At 60.4% G+C, this 18674-nt stretch carries 15 protein-coding genes; 7 read left to right on the forward strand and 8 right to left on the reverse strand.

Annotation, left to right across the window (positions count from 1 at the left end):
* Positions 1-258: 258 nt before the first annotated feature.
* From GF108_RS11505 to GF108_RS11530, 6 genes are all read left to right on the forward strand, one after another.
* Positions 259-435, forward strand: coding sequence for a hypothetical protein (locus GF108_RS11505; protein WP_153668036.1), 177 nt, complete (start codon positions 259-261; stop codon positions 433-435).
* A gap of 230 nt (positions 436-665) precedes the next feature.
* Complete coding sequence (locus tag GF108_RS11510; RefSeq protein ID WP_027230164.1) at positions 666-863, forward strand: hypothetical protein; 198 nt, start codon at positions 666-668, stop codon at positions 861-863.
* 50 nt (positions 864-913) lie between these two features.
* Positions 914-1168 (forward strand): hypothetical protein, encoded by a 255-nt coding sequence (locus GF108_RS11515; RefSeq protein WP_174207676.1) that lies wholly within the window; start codon positions 914-916, stop codon positions 1166-1168.
* A 324-nt stretch (positions 1169-1492) separates the two neighbouring features.
* Positions 1493-1702: a cold-shock protein gene (locus GF108_RS11520; protein ID WP_027230165.1), complete on the forward strand. Its 210-nt coding sequence runs from the start codon at positions 1493-1495 to the stop codon at positions 1700-1702.
* Between the two features lie 221 nt (positions 1703-1923).
* Complete coding sequence (locus GF108_RS11525; protein WP_113281824.1) at positions 1924-3177, forward strand: D-amino acid dehydrogenase; 1254 nt, start codon at positions 1924-1926, stop codon at positions 3175-3177.
* A 129-nt stretch (positions 3178-3306) separates the two neighbouring features.
* The gene (locus GF108_RS11530; RefSeq protein ID WP_113281825.1) at positions 3307-3633 is read left to right on the forward strand and encodes an RcnB family protein; all 327 of its coding nucleotides are present in this window, start codon (positions 3307-3309) and stop codon (positions 3631-3633) included.
* Positions 3634-3681: 48 nt separating this feature from the next.
* Here GF108_RS11530 and pbpC read toward each other — a convergent pair whose 3' ends face one another.
* From pbpC to GF108_RS11545, 3 genes are all read right to left on the reverse strand, one after another.
* Complete coding sequence (gene pbpC / locus GF108_RS11535; protein WP_153668037.1) at positions 3682-5766, reverse strand: penicillin-binding protein 1C; 2085 nt, start codon at positions 5764-5766, stop codon at positions 3682-3684.
* Positions 5766-11213, reverse strand: a complete 5448-nt coding sequence (locus GF108_RS11540) for an alpha-2-macroglobulin family protein (protein WP_153668267.1) — start codon at positions 11211-11213, stop codon at positions 5766-5768. Before GF108_RS11540 ends, pbpC begins: the two co-directional genes overlap by 1 nt.
* Before the next feature lie 96 nt (positions 11214-11309).
* Positions 11310-12206 carry a LysR substrate-binding domain-containing protein gene (locus tag GF108_RS11545; RefSeq protein WP_153668038.1) on the reverse strand — a complete coding sequence of 299 codons (897 nt, stop codon included), beginning with the start codon at positions 12204-12206 and terminating at the stop codon, positions 11310-11312.
* Between the two features lie 95 nt (positions 12207-12301).
* Here GF108_RS11545 and GF108_RS11550 point away from each other — a divergent pair, with 95 nt between their 5' ends.
* Positions 12302-12481, forward strand: coding sequence for a hypothetical protein (locus tag GF108_RS11550; RefSeq protein ID WP_153668039.1), 180 nt, complete (start codon positions 12302-12304; stop codon positions 12479-12481).
* A gap of 4 nt (positions 12482-12485) precedes the next feature.
* Here the strand turns inward: GF108_RS11550 and GF108_RS11555 are convergent, their stop codons facing one another.
* From GF108_RS11555 to GF108_RS11575, 5 genes are read right to left on the reverse strand one after another with little or no spacing between them, the layout of a single operon-like run.
* Positions 12486-12734, reverse strand: coding sequence for a formate dehydrogenase subunit delta (locus GF108_RS11555; RefSeq protein ID WP_027230171.1), 249 nt, complete (start codon positions 12732-12734; stop codon positions 12486-12488).
* Positions 12727-13668, reverse strand: coding sequence for a formate dehydrogenase accessory sulfurtransferase FdhD (gene fdhD, locus GF108_RS11560; RefSeq protein WP_153668040.1), 942 nt, complete (start codon positions 13666-13668; stop codon positions 12727-12729). Before fdhD ends, GF108_RS11555 begins: the two co-directional genes overlap by 8 nt.
* 2 nt (positions 13669-13670) lie before the next feature.
* Positions 13671-16550 (reverse strand): formate dehydrogenase subunit alpha, encoded by a 2880-nt coding sequence (fdhF, locus tag GF108_RS11565; protein WP_153668041.1) that lies wholly within the window; start codon positions 16548-16550, stop codon positions 13671-13673.
* Positions 16551-16559: 9 nt separating this feature from the next.
* On the reverse strand, positions 16560-18116 hold the full coding sequence (locus GF108_RS11570; RefSeq protein WP_153668042.1) for an NADH-quinone oxidoreductase subunit NuoF: 1557 nt from the start codon (positions 18114-18116) through the stop codon (positions 16560-16562).
* The gene (locus GF108_RS11575) at positions 18113-18586 is read right to left on the reverse strand and encodes a formate dehydrogenase subunit gamma (RefSeq protein WP_153668043.1); all 474 of its coding nucleotides are present in this window, start codon (positions 18584-18586) and stop codon (positions 18113-18115) included. The genes GF108_RS11570 and GF108_RS11575 overlap by 4 nt, the downstream gene beginning before the upstream one ends.
* Between the last annotated feature and the right edge of the window lie 88 nt (positions 18587-18674).

Here is an 18674-nt window from a genome sequence, read left to right on the forward strand (position 1 = left end):
CGGTCCATCAAGATCACGAACCTTCATCTATGCCCGCGGCGAAATCCGGCAACCTATTGTTCCATGAATGTTCCGCTACATTAATCCAAAGGGATTAGAAGCGGCCAATATGTGCTGCAGCGATCATATGTTAGTAGCGTTGCGTCGAACCTTCCGCCAGAATCCCACGCCGATACGCTCAACGAACTGCTGAACACGTTTTATTTGCAATTTCTGGTTGTATCTCATCATTGTACAACCTTAGTCGATGGATCCTTTATGCCAGAGCATGAGCACAGGCCGGTTTCCGTGGTCGGCCTTATACTTTTGTGTGCAGCGACCCTGATCTTCCTCGTGGTCATTTGGCTGGTTGGCAGCGCCTTTGCGCGGTCCGAACCGCATTTTACCGAGAGTGAAGCAGCTGGCGGCGGCGTGGTAATTGCGTCTGTGCGTTGACCAGCCGACATTACCAGTTCTTGACTCATCAACCGAACGTCCGAGTGCGCCGTAGCGAACCAATCTGCAACCGCGCAAGGGCATTTGCTACGTATCTGGAGTAGCCGCAACACAACCGATCGGTCTGCTAACCCACGTTCACCACCGAGGCTCCGCGCGCGAACAAAACAGGAACAAATTCCTTTTCATATAGGCCAGGTTGTGGCAATCTCTTTGAAAAGGAGATTCTGATGAACGCGATATCCCGGCAACCGGAGGATGAAATCGATGAGGCGTTGGCCTACCATCAGGGCGATGCTCGGGCGACGATTGCCGCGCTGCTTTCCGAACGCGAGTTCCTTCTGCGCGAGATCGAATACGCCTCGCTCGCCCTGTCTTATGGCTTTGCGCGTGGCTGGAAACCGGGACGCCAGACCCCGGCGCGATAGACTTCAGCGGCGTCACGTGCGAAGCTTGTAGCAGAGTAAAGCGAGGCACGATGAAACATAGTCCTAAACAAATACCCGCGGTGGGCGTAAAGCCAAAACCCGTTCTAAGTCCTTCCGAGCAGAAGAATCTGGCGACAACGCTTGCCGCGACCGCCATTATCAACGATGAAACCGCAAAATGGGAAAACAAGACCGCGCGTCTCAAGGCATTACGCCTTGCGAAGGAAGCTGCGGAACAGACGGAAGTCTCCACGCGCGCTCCCGCGACGAAATCGAAGACTGTGCGCAAGGCAAAGGCGAGATGATCCCATTCTTGAGCTCAATCCGGGTTCGCATGGACGGACGGCCGTTCTCCGTCCTTTGAAGGCGGCGATAAATATTTTCAAATAGAAATGGGTATCTGAAGGACCGAGGCAATTCGTTATATTACACGCAAATATTTTATTGGGTTGTGGCATTGACGAAATAAAGCCTGGTGTTTATATAAGTCCCATCGGTATTTGGTAGTTTGTCAGTCCTTTTATTGCGCCACTAGGCGCTCTGAAAAAATCCTTCTTCAAAAATCGAGCTAAAAAACTGCTTGGCGCGTCGTGCCGAGGGTAGAAATATTTTCATTGAAAGGGTTCATCATGAGCACTGGAACAGTAAAGTGGTTCAATTCCACAAAGGGCTTCGGCTTCATTCAGCCGGATGATGGTTCGGCAGACGTGTTCGTTCACATCTCCGCAGTTGAGCGCGCAGGTATGCGCAGCCTCAACGACGGTCAGAAGATCAGCTTCCAGCTGGTCCGTGACAACAAGTCCGGCAAGATGACAGCTGATCAGCTGCAGGCTGCCTAAAGATAATTCGTCTCTGCGGTCTTTGACCACGGATGTACTGGCACTGGTTGCGAGATGAATTTGAGAAGGTCGGGTTTTCCCGGCCTTTTATTTTGTCCGGATTTTTGACATTCGGGAAAACCAAGACATTTCATCGCATTGCAAAGAAATGTCTGGAAAGAAGCATCACGCCATATGACAGTGCGGCGGTAACGAATCCGCATTGAAGGAGTATTGCGGCGATGAAAGTTCTTGTTCTCGGCAGTGGCGTCGTCGGTGTCACATCGGCGTGGTATCTGGCGCAGGCGGGACATGACGTTGTCGTCGTCGATCGCCAGCCAGGGCCGGCCCTCGAAACAAGCTTTGCCAATGCAGGGGAAATTTCACCCGGCTACTCATCGCCATGGGCAGGTCCCGGCATTCCGGTAAAGGCGATCAAGTGGATGCTGATGCATTTCGGCCCCTTGGTCGTGCGGCCAAAGTTCGATCCCTATATGGCGCTTTGGCTCATCCGCATGCTGCGTAACTGCACTTCGGCCCGCTATGCCCGCAACAAGGCGCGCATGGTGCCCATTGCCGAATATAGCCGCGACTGCCTGAAGGAGCTGCGCTCTGAAATCGGCATTGCCTATGACGAGCGCATGCAAGGCACGTTGCAGCTTTTCCGCACCCAGAAGCAATATGAAGGAACGGCCGGCGACATTGAGGTGCTCAAGCAGTTCGGCGTTCCCTATGAACTTCTTGATCCCGCGGGCTGCATCGGTGCGGAACCTGCACTTGCCAATGTCAAAGGCAAGTTCGTCGGCGGCCTGCGTCTTCCCGGCGATGAAACCGGCGATTGCCAGATGTTCACCGACAAGCTGGCAAAGCTATGCGCCGAAAAAGGCGTCGCCTTTCGTTTCAACACCACCATCACGTCGATAAACACATCCGGAAATCGCATCGCCAGCGTCTCGACGGAAACGGAGGAGTTTACTGCCGACGCTTATGTGGTGGCATTCGGAAGTTACTCGCCTTTCCTCTTGCGGCGCATAGGCGTCCATATCCCGGTCTACCCGATCAAGGGGTACTCCATCACGGCGCCAATTGCCGATCCGGATTCAGCACCGGTTTCGACGGTTATGGACGAAACCTACAAGGTCGCGATCACGCGCCTCGGTGATCGTATCCGCGCTGGAGGAACGGCTGAAATTTCCGGGTACGACCTGAGCCTTCGCGACGCGCGGCGGGCAACGCTGCATCACTCGGTCGGCGATCTCTTCCCGGGTGGCGGCGATCTTTCCAAGGCGACATTCTGGACCGGTCTGCGGCCGATGACACCGGATGGTCCGCCGATTATCGGGGCCAGCAAATATTCAAATCTCTACCTCAATACCGGACACGGCACGCTTGGCTGGACCATGGCCTGCGGTTCCGGGCGCGTGCTTGCCGATATCGTCTCCGGCAAATCGCCGGATGTCGACGCATCTCCGCTTGAAATCACGCGGTACGGCTAAGCCATTTTAAACATTACAAATTGTTTAGATTGGCGTTCAGATTTCATTCATCTCGTCAGGACTAAACCAGGGGTGTCTCCCAAGACAACCTGTGGCTTAGTTCAGCCACGCAACAGACGAGGTAACACAATGAAAAAGATCGCTCTGGCAACACTTGCCCTATCGTTGCTGGCATCCCCAGCGGCTTTCGCCCAGCAGCAGCACTCGCACCAGGGTTACCGATACGGCCATCCGAAAAACGAAGTTGTCGTCAAGAAAACGGTGACCGTGAAACGAAATCACTGGTCGCGGGGCAAGCAGCTTCCGCCGAGCTACCGCCGCCACGTCGTGCGTGATTACCACCGTTATCACCTGCGCACCCCTCCGCGCGGTTATCAGTGGGTGAAGGCCGATAATGACTATGTCATGGTCAGCATCGCGACGGGTATCATTTCCGCGCTCGTCCAGGCTCGCTGAGCGTAGAGCAAATTCGAGGGGCGGCGATCAGACGCCGCCCTTTTCGATTCAATCAACAAAGACGCGAACGCTTGCGGCCCGTCCGGCTGCATCGATGACGGTGAGCGTCGAAAAACCCCCGCCATCAGGCAGCCATTGGTTGACGCGGCGTCGCGACGTTTCCGGCAACGGCTTGCCGTTCGCAAGCCAGCGGAACGGGGCGCGACCGCCTTGCAGCTTCAATGCCAACGGCATGATTTCGCCGCCCGACTTTGCACCCAGATCAACCCTTGCTCCTTCGGGCGGATAGACGATTTGCGGCGCCGGCTCGCGCGTCGATGCTGTGACGAGGCCGCTCGACGTTACCGAGAATCGTCGCTGGCTGATCGGCAATTGCGCCTGTGCGATGCGTGCTGCACCGGCAGGTGCTGAAGGCATCGGCGTCATGGCGACGCCGGATTTGGCGAAGCCCTCAAACAGGATCGGTGCTGCCGACCCGAAACCGGTGAGTCCCGGAACCGCGCCATTGTCGGGCCTGCCCACCCAGACACCGAGCACATAATTGCCATCGAAACCCACCGACCAGGCATCACGATATCCGTAGCTGGTGCCGGTCTTGTAGGCGATGCCACGCTGGCCGGCGCCGAGCGGAGGCATGACGCCCGAAAGGACGTCCGCGACGTTCCATGCAGCCACCGGCTCGAGCAGCGGTTCGGCCATGATTTGCCCAGGCTTGTCCTGAATGCCGTCGCCAAGACGGACGGGCCTGCCCCGGTTGGCAAGCCCTGCATAGAGCTGGACAAGATCCTTCAGCGTTATGCCGACGCCGCCGAGACCGATGGCAAGCCCGGGCGCCTCGTTCGGCGGCAGGACTGGCCTGACTTCGGAGCGGCGAAAGCGCACCATCAGCCGCGCCGGGCCAACCGCATCGAGAAGGCGCACTGCTGGAACGTTGAGCGAGAGCTGCAACGCCTGCCTGATGCTGACATCACCCTGATAGCTCATATCGAAATTGCGCGGGCGGTAGCCAAAGAAATCGGCCGGCCGGTCTTCGATAATCGTCTCCTGGCTGACGAGGCCGTCCTCAAAGGCGAGCCCGTAAATAAACGGTTTTAGCGTCGATCCGGGCGAGCGGTTGATGCGCGTCATGTCGATCCAGCCGGAACGGCTCGCATCGAAGTAATTGGCGGATCCGACCTCGCCGACGATCTCGCCGGTGCGCACATCCGCCATCACCATGGCAACGGAAACTTTCGCCCCAAGCCGTGCAGCAAAGTCCTTCGCCACGCCTTCGAGCCCCTGCTGGACCGGCCGCCGCAGCGTGGTTATGTGCCGGAGCGTGTCCGGCTCCTTGCGCCTTGCGGCTTCGGCGAGATGGGCAGCATAGGCCGGCAGCTGCAATCTTTGCGTCGGGATCGATGCGAGCTCGGCGCGCTCCGCCTCTCCTTCGCCGATGACCTTTTCAACCGCCATCCGGTGCAGGACGCGCGAACGCGCCGCCTCGGCCAGCGCAAGGTTGCGGTCCGGCCGGCGCCGTTCGGGCAATTGCGGCAGGGCGACGAGAAGCGCCGCTTGCGCCACAGTCAGGCGGCGCGGTTCCTTGCCGAAATATGCAAGGCTTGCCGCGCGCACGCCTTCCAGATTGCCGCCATAGGGCGCTAGCGTCAGGTAAAGATCGAGTATCTCGGCCTTGCTGAGGCGTCGCTCGATCTGCAGCGCACGAACGAGTTGCTGCACCTTGGCGGTCAGCGATCGCCCCTCTCTTGGCTCGATCAGCCTTGCCACCTGCATGGACAGTGTCGAAGCGCCCGATACAATGCGGCCATTGGCAACAAGCTGCACGGCAGCACGCGCGAGCGCGATCGGATCTATACCGCGATGCTGCCGGAAGCGCTGGTCCTCATAGGCGATAAGCATGCGCACGAATTGCGGGTCGACGTCGGCAGCTTTTGTGCCCAGCCGCCAGTGCCCACCAGATGTTGCAAAGGCACGAAGCAACTGCCCGTCGGCGTCGAGGACCTCCGGGGAGATGTCGCGGGCTTTCTGCAAAGGCGGCGGATAAGCGCGATCGGCTGCATCAAGGCCAAACGCCAGCGTCGCAGCCAAAGCCAGGTTGGCCGCCATGCCGATGCACAGTTTGCGCCAGATCGACATTATTGTCCTGCGACGACCTCCATGCGGCCGGTGGCAGTGCGCGCCGAGAACTGCGGACGATACATGTCCTCCACGCTGGATGCCGGATGATCATAGGTGCCCGGGGTGACGGCGCGCACCACATAGGCAAGCGTTATCTCGCCATTGTCGCCGTTGGCGCGGTCGAAGGCGGCAACGAAGCGATCACTGCGAAATTCCGTATGGGCGGCTTCGACTTCGCCGATCCAGTCGAAATTCGACAGGCTGGCGCTGTTGACGAGGCCGGGATTGTCGATCTCGAAGCCAGCCGGCAGAAGGTCGGTGATGAGGACGCGTGACGGCCAGCTATTGTTCTGGGTCACCTTCAACACCACGACATAGCGCTCGTTCTGCTTGGCCTCGCTGAGATTGGCCTCCTGGCCGTCGAGCGTGTAATAGGTGCGCTCGATGCCAAAGCCGTTACCGCCAGCCGGCAATGGCTGCGCCGGCGACGCGAGGGTCGTCAGAACTGCGGAGACAGGTTCCGCCGATGTATTGGTGATCGAGACGGGCTGGGCTAGGAGTTCGTCGCCGCTGAGGCGCGCGACATAGCCGCCGGTCCGCGCCGTGCCGTTCACGTCAAGCTTCAAGTCCTGGTCGCCTCCCTGGATGGCACGCGCCGCCAGCAGCATCCATGTCTGTTCCTGGGTGCTCGTATATGTCTTGCGCTCCCACTCGCTCGCGACGATCTTCGACAATTGCGGTATGATCGGCGGGATCGGGCGGCTTTCCGCGGCAAGGGCAAGGACGGCCGCATCGTCGCGAAGCGATGAACCATAGTCGGAGCGCGCGAGGCTGACATTGGTAACGAGTGTGGACTGCTGCAATGCATCGGTGAAGATGCTTTGCGAACGCTGCGCGTCGCCGTAGAGCGAGAGCGCGGCGGCGAGATGCGCCCGCGCCAGCGGCGTTGGGAACTCGGCAAGTTTCGTGTCGGCATAATAGCGCAGGTCGCTGATGGCCGCCTTGCGGTTGCGTGCAAGTACGTAAAGCGCATAGGCAATCTCATTGCCCTTGTCCTTGACGCTCACGTCATAGCTCAGCGAATTCTGCAGGTTTTCCAGCGCCTGCACCAGCGCCTGTTCCGGCACCTCGTATTTCTGCTCGCGGGCGCGGGTGAGGAAGTCGCTCACATAGGCATCGAGCCACAAATCGCCCGATCCGGGGCTCCACAGGCCGAAGCTGCCTGAAGATGACTGGTAGGACAGCACGCGGTAGATCGCATCCTGGACACGCTTTTGCACGTCCGTATCCTCTGCAATTCCCGACTGCTTGGCGAGTTCGCTCATATAAAGCAGCGGCAATGCTCGGCTCGTCGTCTGCTCGGCGCAGCCATAGGGGTAGCGATCGAGCGTCATCAAAAGCGCCGGAATGTCGAAGGCAGCCGAACGCGTCACGTTAAGGCTCACGGAAGCGCCTTGCAGGATGCTGCCCGCCAGCAATTCGCCATCCACCTTCAGCGTGCTGTTCGGTGCGATCTTGATTGGCTTGCGTACCGTGAGCGGTAGCGTTGCCGCGCGTACCGGAACATTCAAGGATTGCTCGAGCGACAGGCCGGCCGCATTCGAAAGCTTCACCGAAACGACGCCGTCGCCCGGATGTTCGCCCTTTAGCGGCAGGGTAATGTCGAATTTGCCGCCGGCGGGCAGGTTGATGGTCTGCGAGGTGTTCGCCGCTTCGACACTGACGACCGGGTTGGTCGTTACCTGCAGCTGATAATCGCCGGCAGGTGCGTCGGTGTTGGCGATATCGAGCCGAAGCGACGACCTGTCGCCGGGCGCGAGGAACTTTGGCATGCTGGCTGTCACGACCACCGGATCACGGATGATCACGTCAGACGTGGCGTGGCCTACCCCGGCCTTCGACCAGGCGACTGCCATGATACGGGCCGTGCCGTTGAACTGCGGTATGTCGAAGCTGACGTTGGCCTTGCCTTGCGGATCGAGTTTTACCGGACCCGAGAAGAAAGCGACGAGCTTTTCGGTCGGCGGGCTCCCCTGCATCGGCATCTGCGCACCGTCGCCGCCAGTGCGCAGCTTGCCCGTCACGCCCTGCGATCCATCAATGAGGCGCCCGTACAGATCGCGAATTTCAATGCCGAGCTCGCGCTGGCCGAAATACCAGGCGTCGGGGTTGGGGGCTTCGTAGCGCGTAAGATTGAGAATTCCGACGTCGACGGCAGCGACGGTGACAAACGCATTTTCATTTGCGCCCGCACCGGTGACCTGCAGCGCGATGTTGAGCGGTTTGCGGGGCTCCGTCTTTGGTACGACGTCGAGCTTGACGGCAAGGTTGCGATCGCCGGGATTGACCCCCAGCCATTTGACGCCGATGGCGCGCATCGGCATGTGGCTTTCCTGGTCGTTGCCGGGGCGGAACAGAGTTGCCGTGACATAGGCCCCGGCGCCCCAATCGGCCGTGACCGGAATTTCGACTTCACCACCTTCGGCGGGAATGTTGGCGCGCTTGGTGAGGAGGAGATTGTCCGCGCCGACCGCGATGAGAAGTTCACCGGCAAAGCGCGGCGACACCTTGAGTTTCGCCGTTTCCCCGGGCGCATAATTCGACTTGTCGAGAGCGATTTCGAGGCCGTCTGGCGTTTCGGTCGATGTTGCGGCGACATAGTAACCCGCGTCGAATTCGACGCTGGATGTCGGGCCGTCCGCGGCGGTGGTTTCAACCTCGAGCCGGAAACGGCCCCAGGTGACGGGCACCGAAATCTCCGCGCCGTCGATTTTCGTGTCCACTTGTCCGCTCGCGACCTGCTTCGTCGAAAGAATCGGCTCGTATTTCCATGAATTGCCATCGCGATACCATTGATAGTTGCGCTCGACGCTGACCAGTTTCCATTCGAGACCCTGCATCGCCTGTTTCTGGTTGTTCTGGTCGATGCCGATCACATGGAATTTCGCAACCGAGTTTTCCGGCAGGTCGCCGGCAAATTCCGCCTTGATCCCGATCATCGGTCCTGCCGGCTTGACGGGAAGCGTCAGCGTCCGCTCGACAGCGCGGCCGCCTGCCTCCTGCATACGCACGACAATGTCGGCATTGAGAAGCTGCGTTGTCGAGGGTGCGTCGCTGATCAGGACATCGAAGGTGCCCTTGCCGGCATCGTCCAGCGGCTGCAGATCCTCCAGCGGAATACGCGAATCCTCACTGACCTCTTCATCGGCAAGGCCGAAGGAATAGCCCTTGAAGTCGGCGCTTTCATGCGTCGGCTTCAGGGCGATCTCGCCTTCGAGATTGAGCCCCGCGGCCGGAGCGCCATAGAGGTAGCGCCCATCGACCTTGACCGGCGTCGGCTGGCCGATCTCGATCGATTTTGCATCGCTGGTCAGGTCGAATTCGACCCGGTCCGGTACGAAGTCCTCCACCAGAAACTGCTTTTCCGCGAGGGGCGATGCCTTTGGATCGGTAAAGATCTGCATGGTCCAGGTGCCACGCATGGAATTGGGCTGGAGCGCGAGATCGAGCGTATGGCCGCCGAGATTCGCTCCGTCGCTGACCATGCGGCGGTCTTCGACCCCGTCGGGGCGCTTGAAGATAAATGTAAGCGGCAGTTTTTCGATGGCGTTGGCGGCATTGTCACGCGCCAATGCCGAGGCATGCACCGTCTCGCCGGCGCGATAGATACCGCGTTCCGTCCAGGCTAATATGTCGATTGCACCGGGGGCGGCGCGGCCTGTCACGCCGCGGTCGGAGAGGTCGAAGCCGGCGCGCGTCATGTCGAGGAACACGTAGTCAGCATCGCCGTTCTTGGCTGTGATTACGGCGGGCGCGGTGGCTGAGGCGCCGCGCATCAGCCCGGCGGTGAAGGTCGCCCTGCCCTCCGTGTCGGTCGTGGCCGTGCCGAGGATCTCGTTATTCTTGGCGAGAAGCTGCAATTCGACGCCGATAAGCGGCTGTGCTGTCGCCAGCGAACGGGCGAATACGTTGAGCCCGTCCGTACCGGCATAGGTCGTCAGACCGATGTCGGAGACGACGAACCACTGCGTTGCCTGCGCATCCCACTCCTCGGCTTTCGAATCCGGCGAAACTGCGGTCAGCACATAGACGCCCGGCTTGCGCTGGAGCAGCGCTTCATCGACCGGGAAGCTCGTGACCACGTCCTTGTTGAGCTCGGACTGAATGTCGATCGCGCCCTGCCATACGAGTTCCCCCGACTCATCCTGCAGGCGCTGCGCGTTGTAGCCGTCGAGCTGGGTCAGGAATTGCGAGCTTGTCATCAGCGGCGCAAGACCACGGTCGCCGATCCGGTAAAGCTTCAGATTGGCGCTCGCCGTGTTGACCGAAACGATGGGAATTCCGCGGCGAACGGTGCTCGGTAGCACGAAATTGTCACCGGTGAATCGCACCATGGCGGAGCGATCCTGGATGTAGAGGTCAAGATCGACGGGCGCCTCAAGCGCCTCGCCAACGGAGGACGGCAGACCGGGTCGCAGGGCGAGCTTGTAGCGCTGGCCGTGCTCCAGACCTTCCACGCAAATCTCGCTCCCGCTCGCCTCCATGGCTTTTGGCGGTGCCCCGTTGAGCGTGACGAATGGCGCGTAGTCCGTGCCCATCTTCACCAGCGGCTCGGAGAACTGGACGCAGGCGCGCGGCGTCGCGCTGTCCGCATCAATGGTATGGTTGACAACGCGGAAGCCTTGCCGGGCCTTCAAGTCTGCATAAGCAGCCGCCACTGTCTTGTCGTCGACAAGATCGAGGCTGGCCTTGTAGGCGCTCAGGGCAGCGCGATAATTCTCGGCGTTCTGCAGCGCTGCGGCGAGGGCGGCGAGCGCATCGGCACGGCTCGAAGCCGTGCGCGTCAGCTGGTAGCCGTTCAGCGCAGCCAGCGTGGCCTGGCCGGCAATATAGGTGTTCTTGTCGGCGCGATTGGCAGCGCGAGCTGTCTCGATCCAGAGCGCGCTGTCATCAGGGCTCCACGCCAGAGCCGTCTTGAAGTTGTTCAGCGCATTTTCGAGATTGCCCGCAGCAAGTTCCCCCCGCGCAGCGGCCAGAATGCCATCGACGCCTTGCGCCTTCTGCGCGTCCGTCGCCGTCAAGCCTCCCTTGACCTGCCGCGCCTCCTGAACGAGCTGATCCGACAGGAATTGCAGCTTTGGCGGCGCTCCGATATCAGGTTCAGCCGCGGTTTCGACGACCTTTCCGGCAATCGATCCCGGCGCCGGCTTCAGCTCTTTGAAATCCGACTTGAGAAAGCACCACTTGGCCTTGGGGTTATAGGTGAAAGCCTTGCAAGTGCGATCAGCGAGGCAAACAACCTCACATTGGTCTTGGGTAACATCCTGTTCCGTTCGAAGATCGAAACCGAAATAATCGCCGTCCCTGGTTACGACCACATCACGATTCGTCTCTGCTGCCCCGGCTGGCGCGTAACCTGCGAACATACTGAAAACCAAGAGAGAAAAGCCGAAAACAGCACGCATGGACATCAGGGCCTCCCAACGCTCAGGACCGGCAGATTCCAGCCCTCAATGTCGACGCTGGGCACTGTTCAAACTTCGCCGTAACTTGTCAACAGATCATACGGAAGCTGCAGCGCCCTCCTGTTGAATTTCGGTGCGGATCCAGCGCTGGAACTGCAGCATCTGCGGCGTCGGCTTGCGATTTTTCGGGGAAACCAGCCAATAGGCGATCGGCGACGGCACCCGGGCCGGAAACGGCGCGACGAGCCGCCCGTCGCCAAGGCTGTCCTCGACGAACAGGTCCCAGGCAAGCATGATGCCCTGGCCACTGATGGTCGCCTCGAGCGCCAGCCATGGATCGGAGAAGGTCGGCCCGTCAAACGGCAGCGGCCCTTCAAGGCCCGTCGCGACCTGCCATTCATCCCAACTGAACATCGGATTTTCATAACAGATGATGGGCTGGCGGAAGATGTCGGCGGGCGAAGACAGGCGAGCGGCAAAGGCCGGAGTGCACACAGGGAACATGGATTGCGGCAGCAGGCGCTCCGGCGTGCCGTCGCGCCAGTCACCGCTGCCGAGCCTTATGGCGAGATCAATATCGGATCGGTTGAGATCGAGCACCCCCGGAGACGGATCGATACGGATTTTGAGATCGGGGTAAGCAGCGCGTAATCGTCCGAGCCGCGGCACCAGCCATTTTGAGGCGAAAGTGGGCGCGACGGACAGGAGCAGTACCTGTTCGGTACTCTCGGCAAGCGCGACCGCCTGCGAGATTTGCTGAAAAACATCGGCAAGGCGCGGCAGCAGGCTACGGCCGAAAACCGTCGGCACCAGACCGGCCCGCGTACGCTCGAAGATCGCCTGACCGATCTGTTCCTCGGTGCGGATCAATTGCTGGCTGACAGCACTGATCGAGACGCCGAGTTCGTCGGCCGCTTTGGGCAATGAGCCAAGTCGTCCGATCGCTTCCACGGCTTTCAGTCCGTTCAAATGAAACCGGTTGAGATTTCTCATGTAGATTTTCTTCACGCCAATATCGGCAATCTTGATTGCAGGTACTGATGGCTCAACCAATAATAGCGCAAATCTCGAGCTTAAGGACATCGATTATGAAGATTTTCTTTTTGATGCGCACCTTCTGGCGGTCCGCTGTCGTAGAGCAGGAGCGCGGCGACGGCGAAATCCTCAACTGGCAACGGGATCCGTTATCGCATCCCGTTCTCGACGCGATGGGCCTGGACGAGTTGGCTGATTTGCCTTTCGATGCCCGCTCGGTGTGTCGCCAATAACAATTCAGGCGGCAACCGATCCAGGCTTGCGAATATGCTTGGCGGCGGCGATGACGAGATCATCCAGCCCGTTGCCGTCCTTGTCGAGGATGGCGAAGAGCTGGGTGCGCATGCGCGGTTCCCAGAAATGGTTGATATGCTCGGCGACGCCGACAATCGCCTCGTCCTTCGGCTGCGTGTGGAAGAAGCCCGCGATCTGATTGGCCATGTAGACCAGTTTCTGTTCCGTCGACTTGTGGCTTTCACTATCCATATTGCACCAATTGAACTGTCGGACTTTGAATAAGCGTGGATGCAGCGGAATCGGGATTGGCCTTTGCCGGGGCATTGGCCGCCGCCTCATCGGCCTTGGTCTTCACCTGCATCAACACATGCGGGACGCGTTCCGGCCGGGTGAAGACATCGAATTCTTCGCCCCGCACCAGCGCAACGAGCGTCATGCCGGCAGCTTCAGCCGTACGAACCGCCAGCGCAGTCGGGGCAGAGACGGCAATGAGCATCGAGGCGCCGATTATCGCGGTCTTCTGGACCATTTCAATCGAAACCCGGCTGGTGATGACAACCGCGCCGCTCTCGCCGTCGATACCGGCCCGGCACAGCGCGCCAGCGAGCTTGTCGAGAGCATTATGCCGGCCAACGTCCTCGCGCACCGCGACGATACCCTGCCCCGGCACATAGAAGCCTGCCGCATGCACCGCACCGGTCTCGCCGTGGAGCGGTTGGCGCCTCGACAAGGAGGTCATGGCATCGGCGATCTCGTGCGGCGTAAGCGTCAGGCGCACCTTGTCCACCGACGCGACCGGCTTCAACGCCTGCTCGATCGATTCAATGCCGCACAGCCCGCAGCCGACCGGACCCGCCATGCGGCGGCGACGATCCGTCAATTCCTGCCCGGCTTCGGTCGCAAGACGCAGCTGGACATCTATACCCTCATTATGTTCCTCGACGGCAATCTCGCTGATCTCGCCAAGCTGCGAGACGATCCCTTCGGAAAGGCTGAACCCGACGGCGAAATCCTCCATGTCGGCGGGTGTCGCCATCATTACCGCGTGGGTGGTGCCGTTATAGCTGAAGGCAATCGGCGTTTCCTCGGGCACAATCCGGCCTTCCACCGCATAGCTGTCATCCGCGCCTTTACGGCGACGGATGATGCGCGGGACGGAAAGCCGGGTCGGCCGCTCGCTCATTGCTATTCCGCCGCGTCGAGCGTCGCCGCAATCCGGCGGCTTTGGCGCGCCTGCTCGTCATATTTGACCTGCCAGTCGCTCGGACCGTTCGATACAGCCACCTGCACCGCCGTGACCTTGTATTCCGGACAGTTGGTTGCCCAGTCCGAAAAGTCCGTGGTGATGACGTTGGCCTGCGTTGAAGGGTGATGGAACGTCGTATAGACGACGCCGGGCGACACACGATCGGTGATCAGGGCGCGCAGTGTTGTCTCGCCGGAACGGCTTGCAACCTTGACCCAATCGCCATCGCGCACGCCGCGCTGCTCGGCGTCGTGCGGGTGAATCTCGAGGCGGTCCTCTTCATGCCAGACGACATTGTCGGTCCGGCGCGTCTGCGCACCGACATTGTACTGCGACAGGATACGCCCCGTCGTCAGAAGCAGCGGGAAGCGCGGACCGGTACGCTCGTCGGTCGCGACATATTCTGTACGGATAAATTTGCCCTTGCCGCGCGCGAAGCCGTCAATATGCATGATGGGCGTGCCGAGCGGCGCCTTTTCGTTGCACGGCCACTGCACCGATCCCTCTTTTTCGAGAAGCTCATAGGATACGCCGGCAAAGCTTGGCGTCGTCAGCGCAACTTCGTCCATGATCTGCGACGGATGCGTGTAGTTCCAGTCGAGCCCCATTGCCTTGGCGAGGTTTTGCGTAACCTCCCAGTCGCCATAGCCATTGAGCGGGCTCATCACCTTGCGCACGCGGTTGATGCGACGCTCGGCATTGGTGAACGTCCCATCCTTTTCGAGGAAGGTCGAGCCGGGCAGGAAGACGTGGGCGTAGTTGGCCGTCTCGTTGAGGAAGAGATCGTGGACGACGACGCACTCCATTGCGGCGAGACCCGCCGCAACATGCTTGGTGTCGGGATCAGACTGGAGGATATCCTCGCCCTGCACATAGAGCCCCTTGAAGCTGCCATCGACAGCGGCATCGAGCATGTTCGGAATACGCAGGCCGGGTTCATCCTGGAGCTTCACGCCCCAGAGCTTGTCGAATATATCGCGAGTCGATTCGTCCGAGATGTGGCGGTAACCCGGCAACTCGTGCGGGAACGAGCCCATGTCGCAGGAGCCCTGAACGTTGTTCTGGCCGCGCAGGGGATTAACGCCAACGCCCTGGCGTCCGATATTGCCGGTCGCCATGGCAAGATTGGCGATCGCCATAACCGTCGTTGAACCCTGGCTATGCTCGGTAACGCCGAGACCGTAATAAATGGAGCCGTTGCCGCCGGTCGCGAAAAGGCGCGCAGCCTGGCGCAGCATTTGCGGGTCGACCCCCGAAATCTGCTGGGTGGCTTCGGGGCTGTGTTCCGGCGAGGAGACAAAAGCTGCCCAATCCTGGAATTCGTCCCAGTCGCAGCGCTCGCGGATGAACCGCTCGTCAAAAAGCCCTTCAGTGACGATCACATGCGCCAGGGACGTGACGACCGCCACGTTGGTGCCGGGGCGCAGCGGCAGATGATAGGCGGCCTCGATGTGCGGGCTGCGGACAAGATCGATGCGGCGCGGGTCGACGATGATCAGCTTGGCGCCCTTGCGCAAACGCTTTTTCAAACGCGAGGCGAAGACGGGATGTCCATCGGTCGGGTTGGCGCCGATGATCATGACGACATCGGTATGCTCGACGCTGTCGAAATCCTGTGTGCCGGCCGAAGTGCCGAAGGTCTGCTTCAGACCATAGCCGGTCGGCGAGTGACAGACGCGAGCGCAGGTATCGACATTGTTATTGCCCAAACCGGCGCGCACCAGCTTCTGCACGAGGTAGGTTTCCTCATTGGTGCAGCGCGACGAGGTGATGCCGCCGACGGAGTTACGGCCATACTGGTACTGGATACGGCGAAACTCGCTGGCGACGTGCTTGTAGGCCTCGTCCCAGCTGACTTCGCGCCACGGATCGCTGATCTTTTCGCGGATCATGGGGTTGAGGATACGGTCCTTGTGGGTCGCATAGCCGTAAGCGAAACGGCCCTTGACGCAGGAGTGACCGCGATTGGCCTTGCCGTCCTTCCACGGCACCATGCGCACCAGTTCTTCGCCGCGCATCTCGGCCTTGAACGAGCAGCCGACGCCGCAATAGGCACAGGTCGTCACCATCGAATGCTCGGGCTGGCCGATCTCGATGACCGACTTTTCCGTCAGCGTCGCGGTGGGGCAGGCCTGCACGCAAGCGCCGCAGGATACGCATTCGCTTTCGACGAAACTGTCATGCGGCCCGGCGGCCACGCGGCTGTCGAAGCCGCGGCCCTGGATCGTCAGCGCGAAGGTGCCCTGCACTTCCTCGCAGGCGCGCACGCAGAGCGAGCAGACAATGCATTTCGACGGATCATAGGTGAAATACGGGTTGGACTGGTCCTTGGGTAGCCACTGGTCATTGGCGACAGTCCCCGCCCTGGCAAAAACGTGGTTTTCGCCCTCATAGCCATAGCGAACATCCCGGAGCCCGACGGCACCGGCCATGTCCTGCAACTGGCAATCGCCATTGGCGGCGCAGGTGAGGCAGTCGAGCGGGTGATCGGAGATGTAAAGCTCCATCACGCCCTTGCGAATATCCTTCAGCCGCGACGTCTGGGTATGGACGACCAAACCCGGCATCGCGGGCGTTGTGCAGGAGGCGGGCGTGCCGCCGCGGCCTTCGATCTCGACGAGGCACAGGCGGCAGGACCCGAAAGCGTCGACCATATCCGTGGCGCAGAGCTTTGGAACCTCGATGCCGGCTTCCATGGCGGCGCGCATGATCGACGTGCCCTCCGGCACAGTCACCTCGTTTCCGTCGATGGTCAGAGTGACCAGCTTTTCGGACCGCGAGGCGGGCGTGCCGTAATCGATTTCATGAATCAGGGACATTGTCTTCTCCTATTCCGCAGCCTGGGCGACAGGCGCCGGCCGGAAATCTTCAGGAAAATGCGTCAGCGCGCTCATGACGGGATAGGGCGTGAAACCGCCAAGGGCACAGAGCGAGCCGAACTTCATTGTATTACATAAATCAGTCAGAACCTTGATCTGTTTTTCAGGCTCGACATTGGCCGCGATGCGATCCACCACCTCGACGCCGCGCGTCGAACCGATGCGGCAGGGCGTGCACTTGCCGCACGATTCAACCGCGCAGAATTCCATGGCGAACCGCGCCTGCTTCAGCATGTCGACCGTATCGTCGAAAACGACGAGACCGGCATGGCCGATAAGGCCGTCCTTCGCCGCGAACGCCTCGTAGTCGAAGGGCGTATCAAAGAGTTCGCGCGGGAAATAGGCACCGAGCGGACCGCCCACCTGCACCGCCTTTACCGGGCGGCCGCTTGCCGTGCCGCCGCCAATATCATCGACGATGTCACCGAGCGTCAGGCCGAATGCCGTTTCGAAAAGGCCGCCATGCTTGACGTTGCCGGCGATCTGCAGCGGGATGGTGCCGCGCGACCGGCCCATGCCGAAATCCTTGTAGAAGTTGGCGCCCTTGTCGAGAATGACCGGGACCGAGGCCAGCGAGATCACATTGTTGATGACGGTCGGACGGCCGAAAAGGCCCTTGTGGGCGGGAAGCGGCGGCTTGGCACGAACGATGCCGCGGCGACCTTCAAGGCTTTCGAGCAAGGCGGTCTCTTCACCGCAGACATAGGCGCCGGCGCCAACGCGCACCTCCATGTCGAAGGCATAGGGCGACCCGAGCACCGATTTTCCAAGCACGCCCGCCCGGCGCGCAACCTCGACCGCCTCGTTCATCACCGCGACCGCATGCGGATACTCGGAGCGAATATAGACATAGCCCTTGGTCGCACCAGTGGCGATGCCGGCGATCGTCATGCCCTCGATAAGGACAAAAGGATCGCCTTCCATGATCATGCGGTCGGCGAAGGTGCCGCTATCGCCTTCATCGGCGTTGCAGACGATGTATTTTTGCGCGCCTGCGGTGTCGAGCACGGTCTTCCACTTGATGCCGGTCGGGAAACCTGCGCCGCCACGGCCGCGCAGTCCGGATTCCGTCACCTGCGCGACGATCTCGGTCGGGGCCAGCGTAAGCGCGTTTTCCAGGCCCTTAAGGCCGTCGTTGGCACGGTAATCCTCAAGCGAGACGGGATCGATGATGCCGCAACGAGCAAAGGTCAGCCGCGTCTGTCGCGCGAGGAACGGCAGCTGATCCGTAAGGCCGAGCCAGAGCGGATGCACCCTGCCCTCGCCCATCCCGTTGTCCAGCAATGCCGGCACCTCCGACGCCTTGACCGGACCATAGGCCACGCGGCCGGATAGCGTTTCGACCTCGACCAAAGGTTCAAGCCAATACATGCCGCGCGAACCATTGCGCACGATGCGAGCATCGAGACCGCGGCTGTCGATTTCGGACTGGAGAGCCTTTGCAACCCGCTCGGCGCCGAGCGCGAGCGCGCCTGAATCGCGCGGAACGTAGAAGGTGACGGTCATAGCCGCACCTCCGTCATGATCTCTTCAAGCCGTTCTGCGTCAAGACGACCAATCACTTCACCATCGAGCATTGCCGAAGGCGAGCAGGCGCAAAGACCAAGGCAGTAGACGGGTTCAAGTGTTACGGCGCCATCAGGGGTGGTGCCATGCCAGTCAATCCCGAGAAGTTCGCGGGCGCGATCGGCCAGCGCATCCCCGCCCATCGACTGGCAGGATTCAGCCCGGCACAGCTTCAAAACGTGCCGCCCCGTCGGATGATCGCGGTAGTCGTGATAGAATGTGAAAACGCCATGGACCTCGGCGCGCGAAATATTGAGAGCGCCGGCGATGATCGGCAGGGTTTCCCTTGGAACATAGCCGAACTCAGCCTGCAACTCGTGCAAGATCGGAAGCAGAGGGCCTTCTTTGCCCTTCAATTGATCGATAATGCCTATCGCCCTTTCGGCGATATCGGTACTTGCACTCTGCATGCTGTGCAGTGCCCTCCCTCATGTTTCTCCCTGTTCTTTAGAATAGATCAAATATGGCATTATATATCAATATCGTAGTCTCGTCATT

Origin of the sequence: Phyllobacterium sp. SYP-B3895 (assembly GCF_009647635.1) — a bacterium.
Taxonomy (GTDB): domain Bacteria; phylum Pseudomonadota; class Alphaproteobacteria; order Rhizobiales; family Rhizobiaceae; genus Phyllobacterium; species Phyllobacterium pellucidum.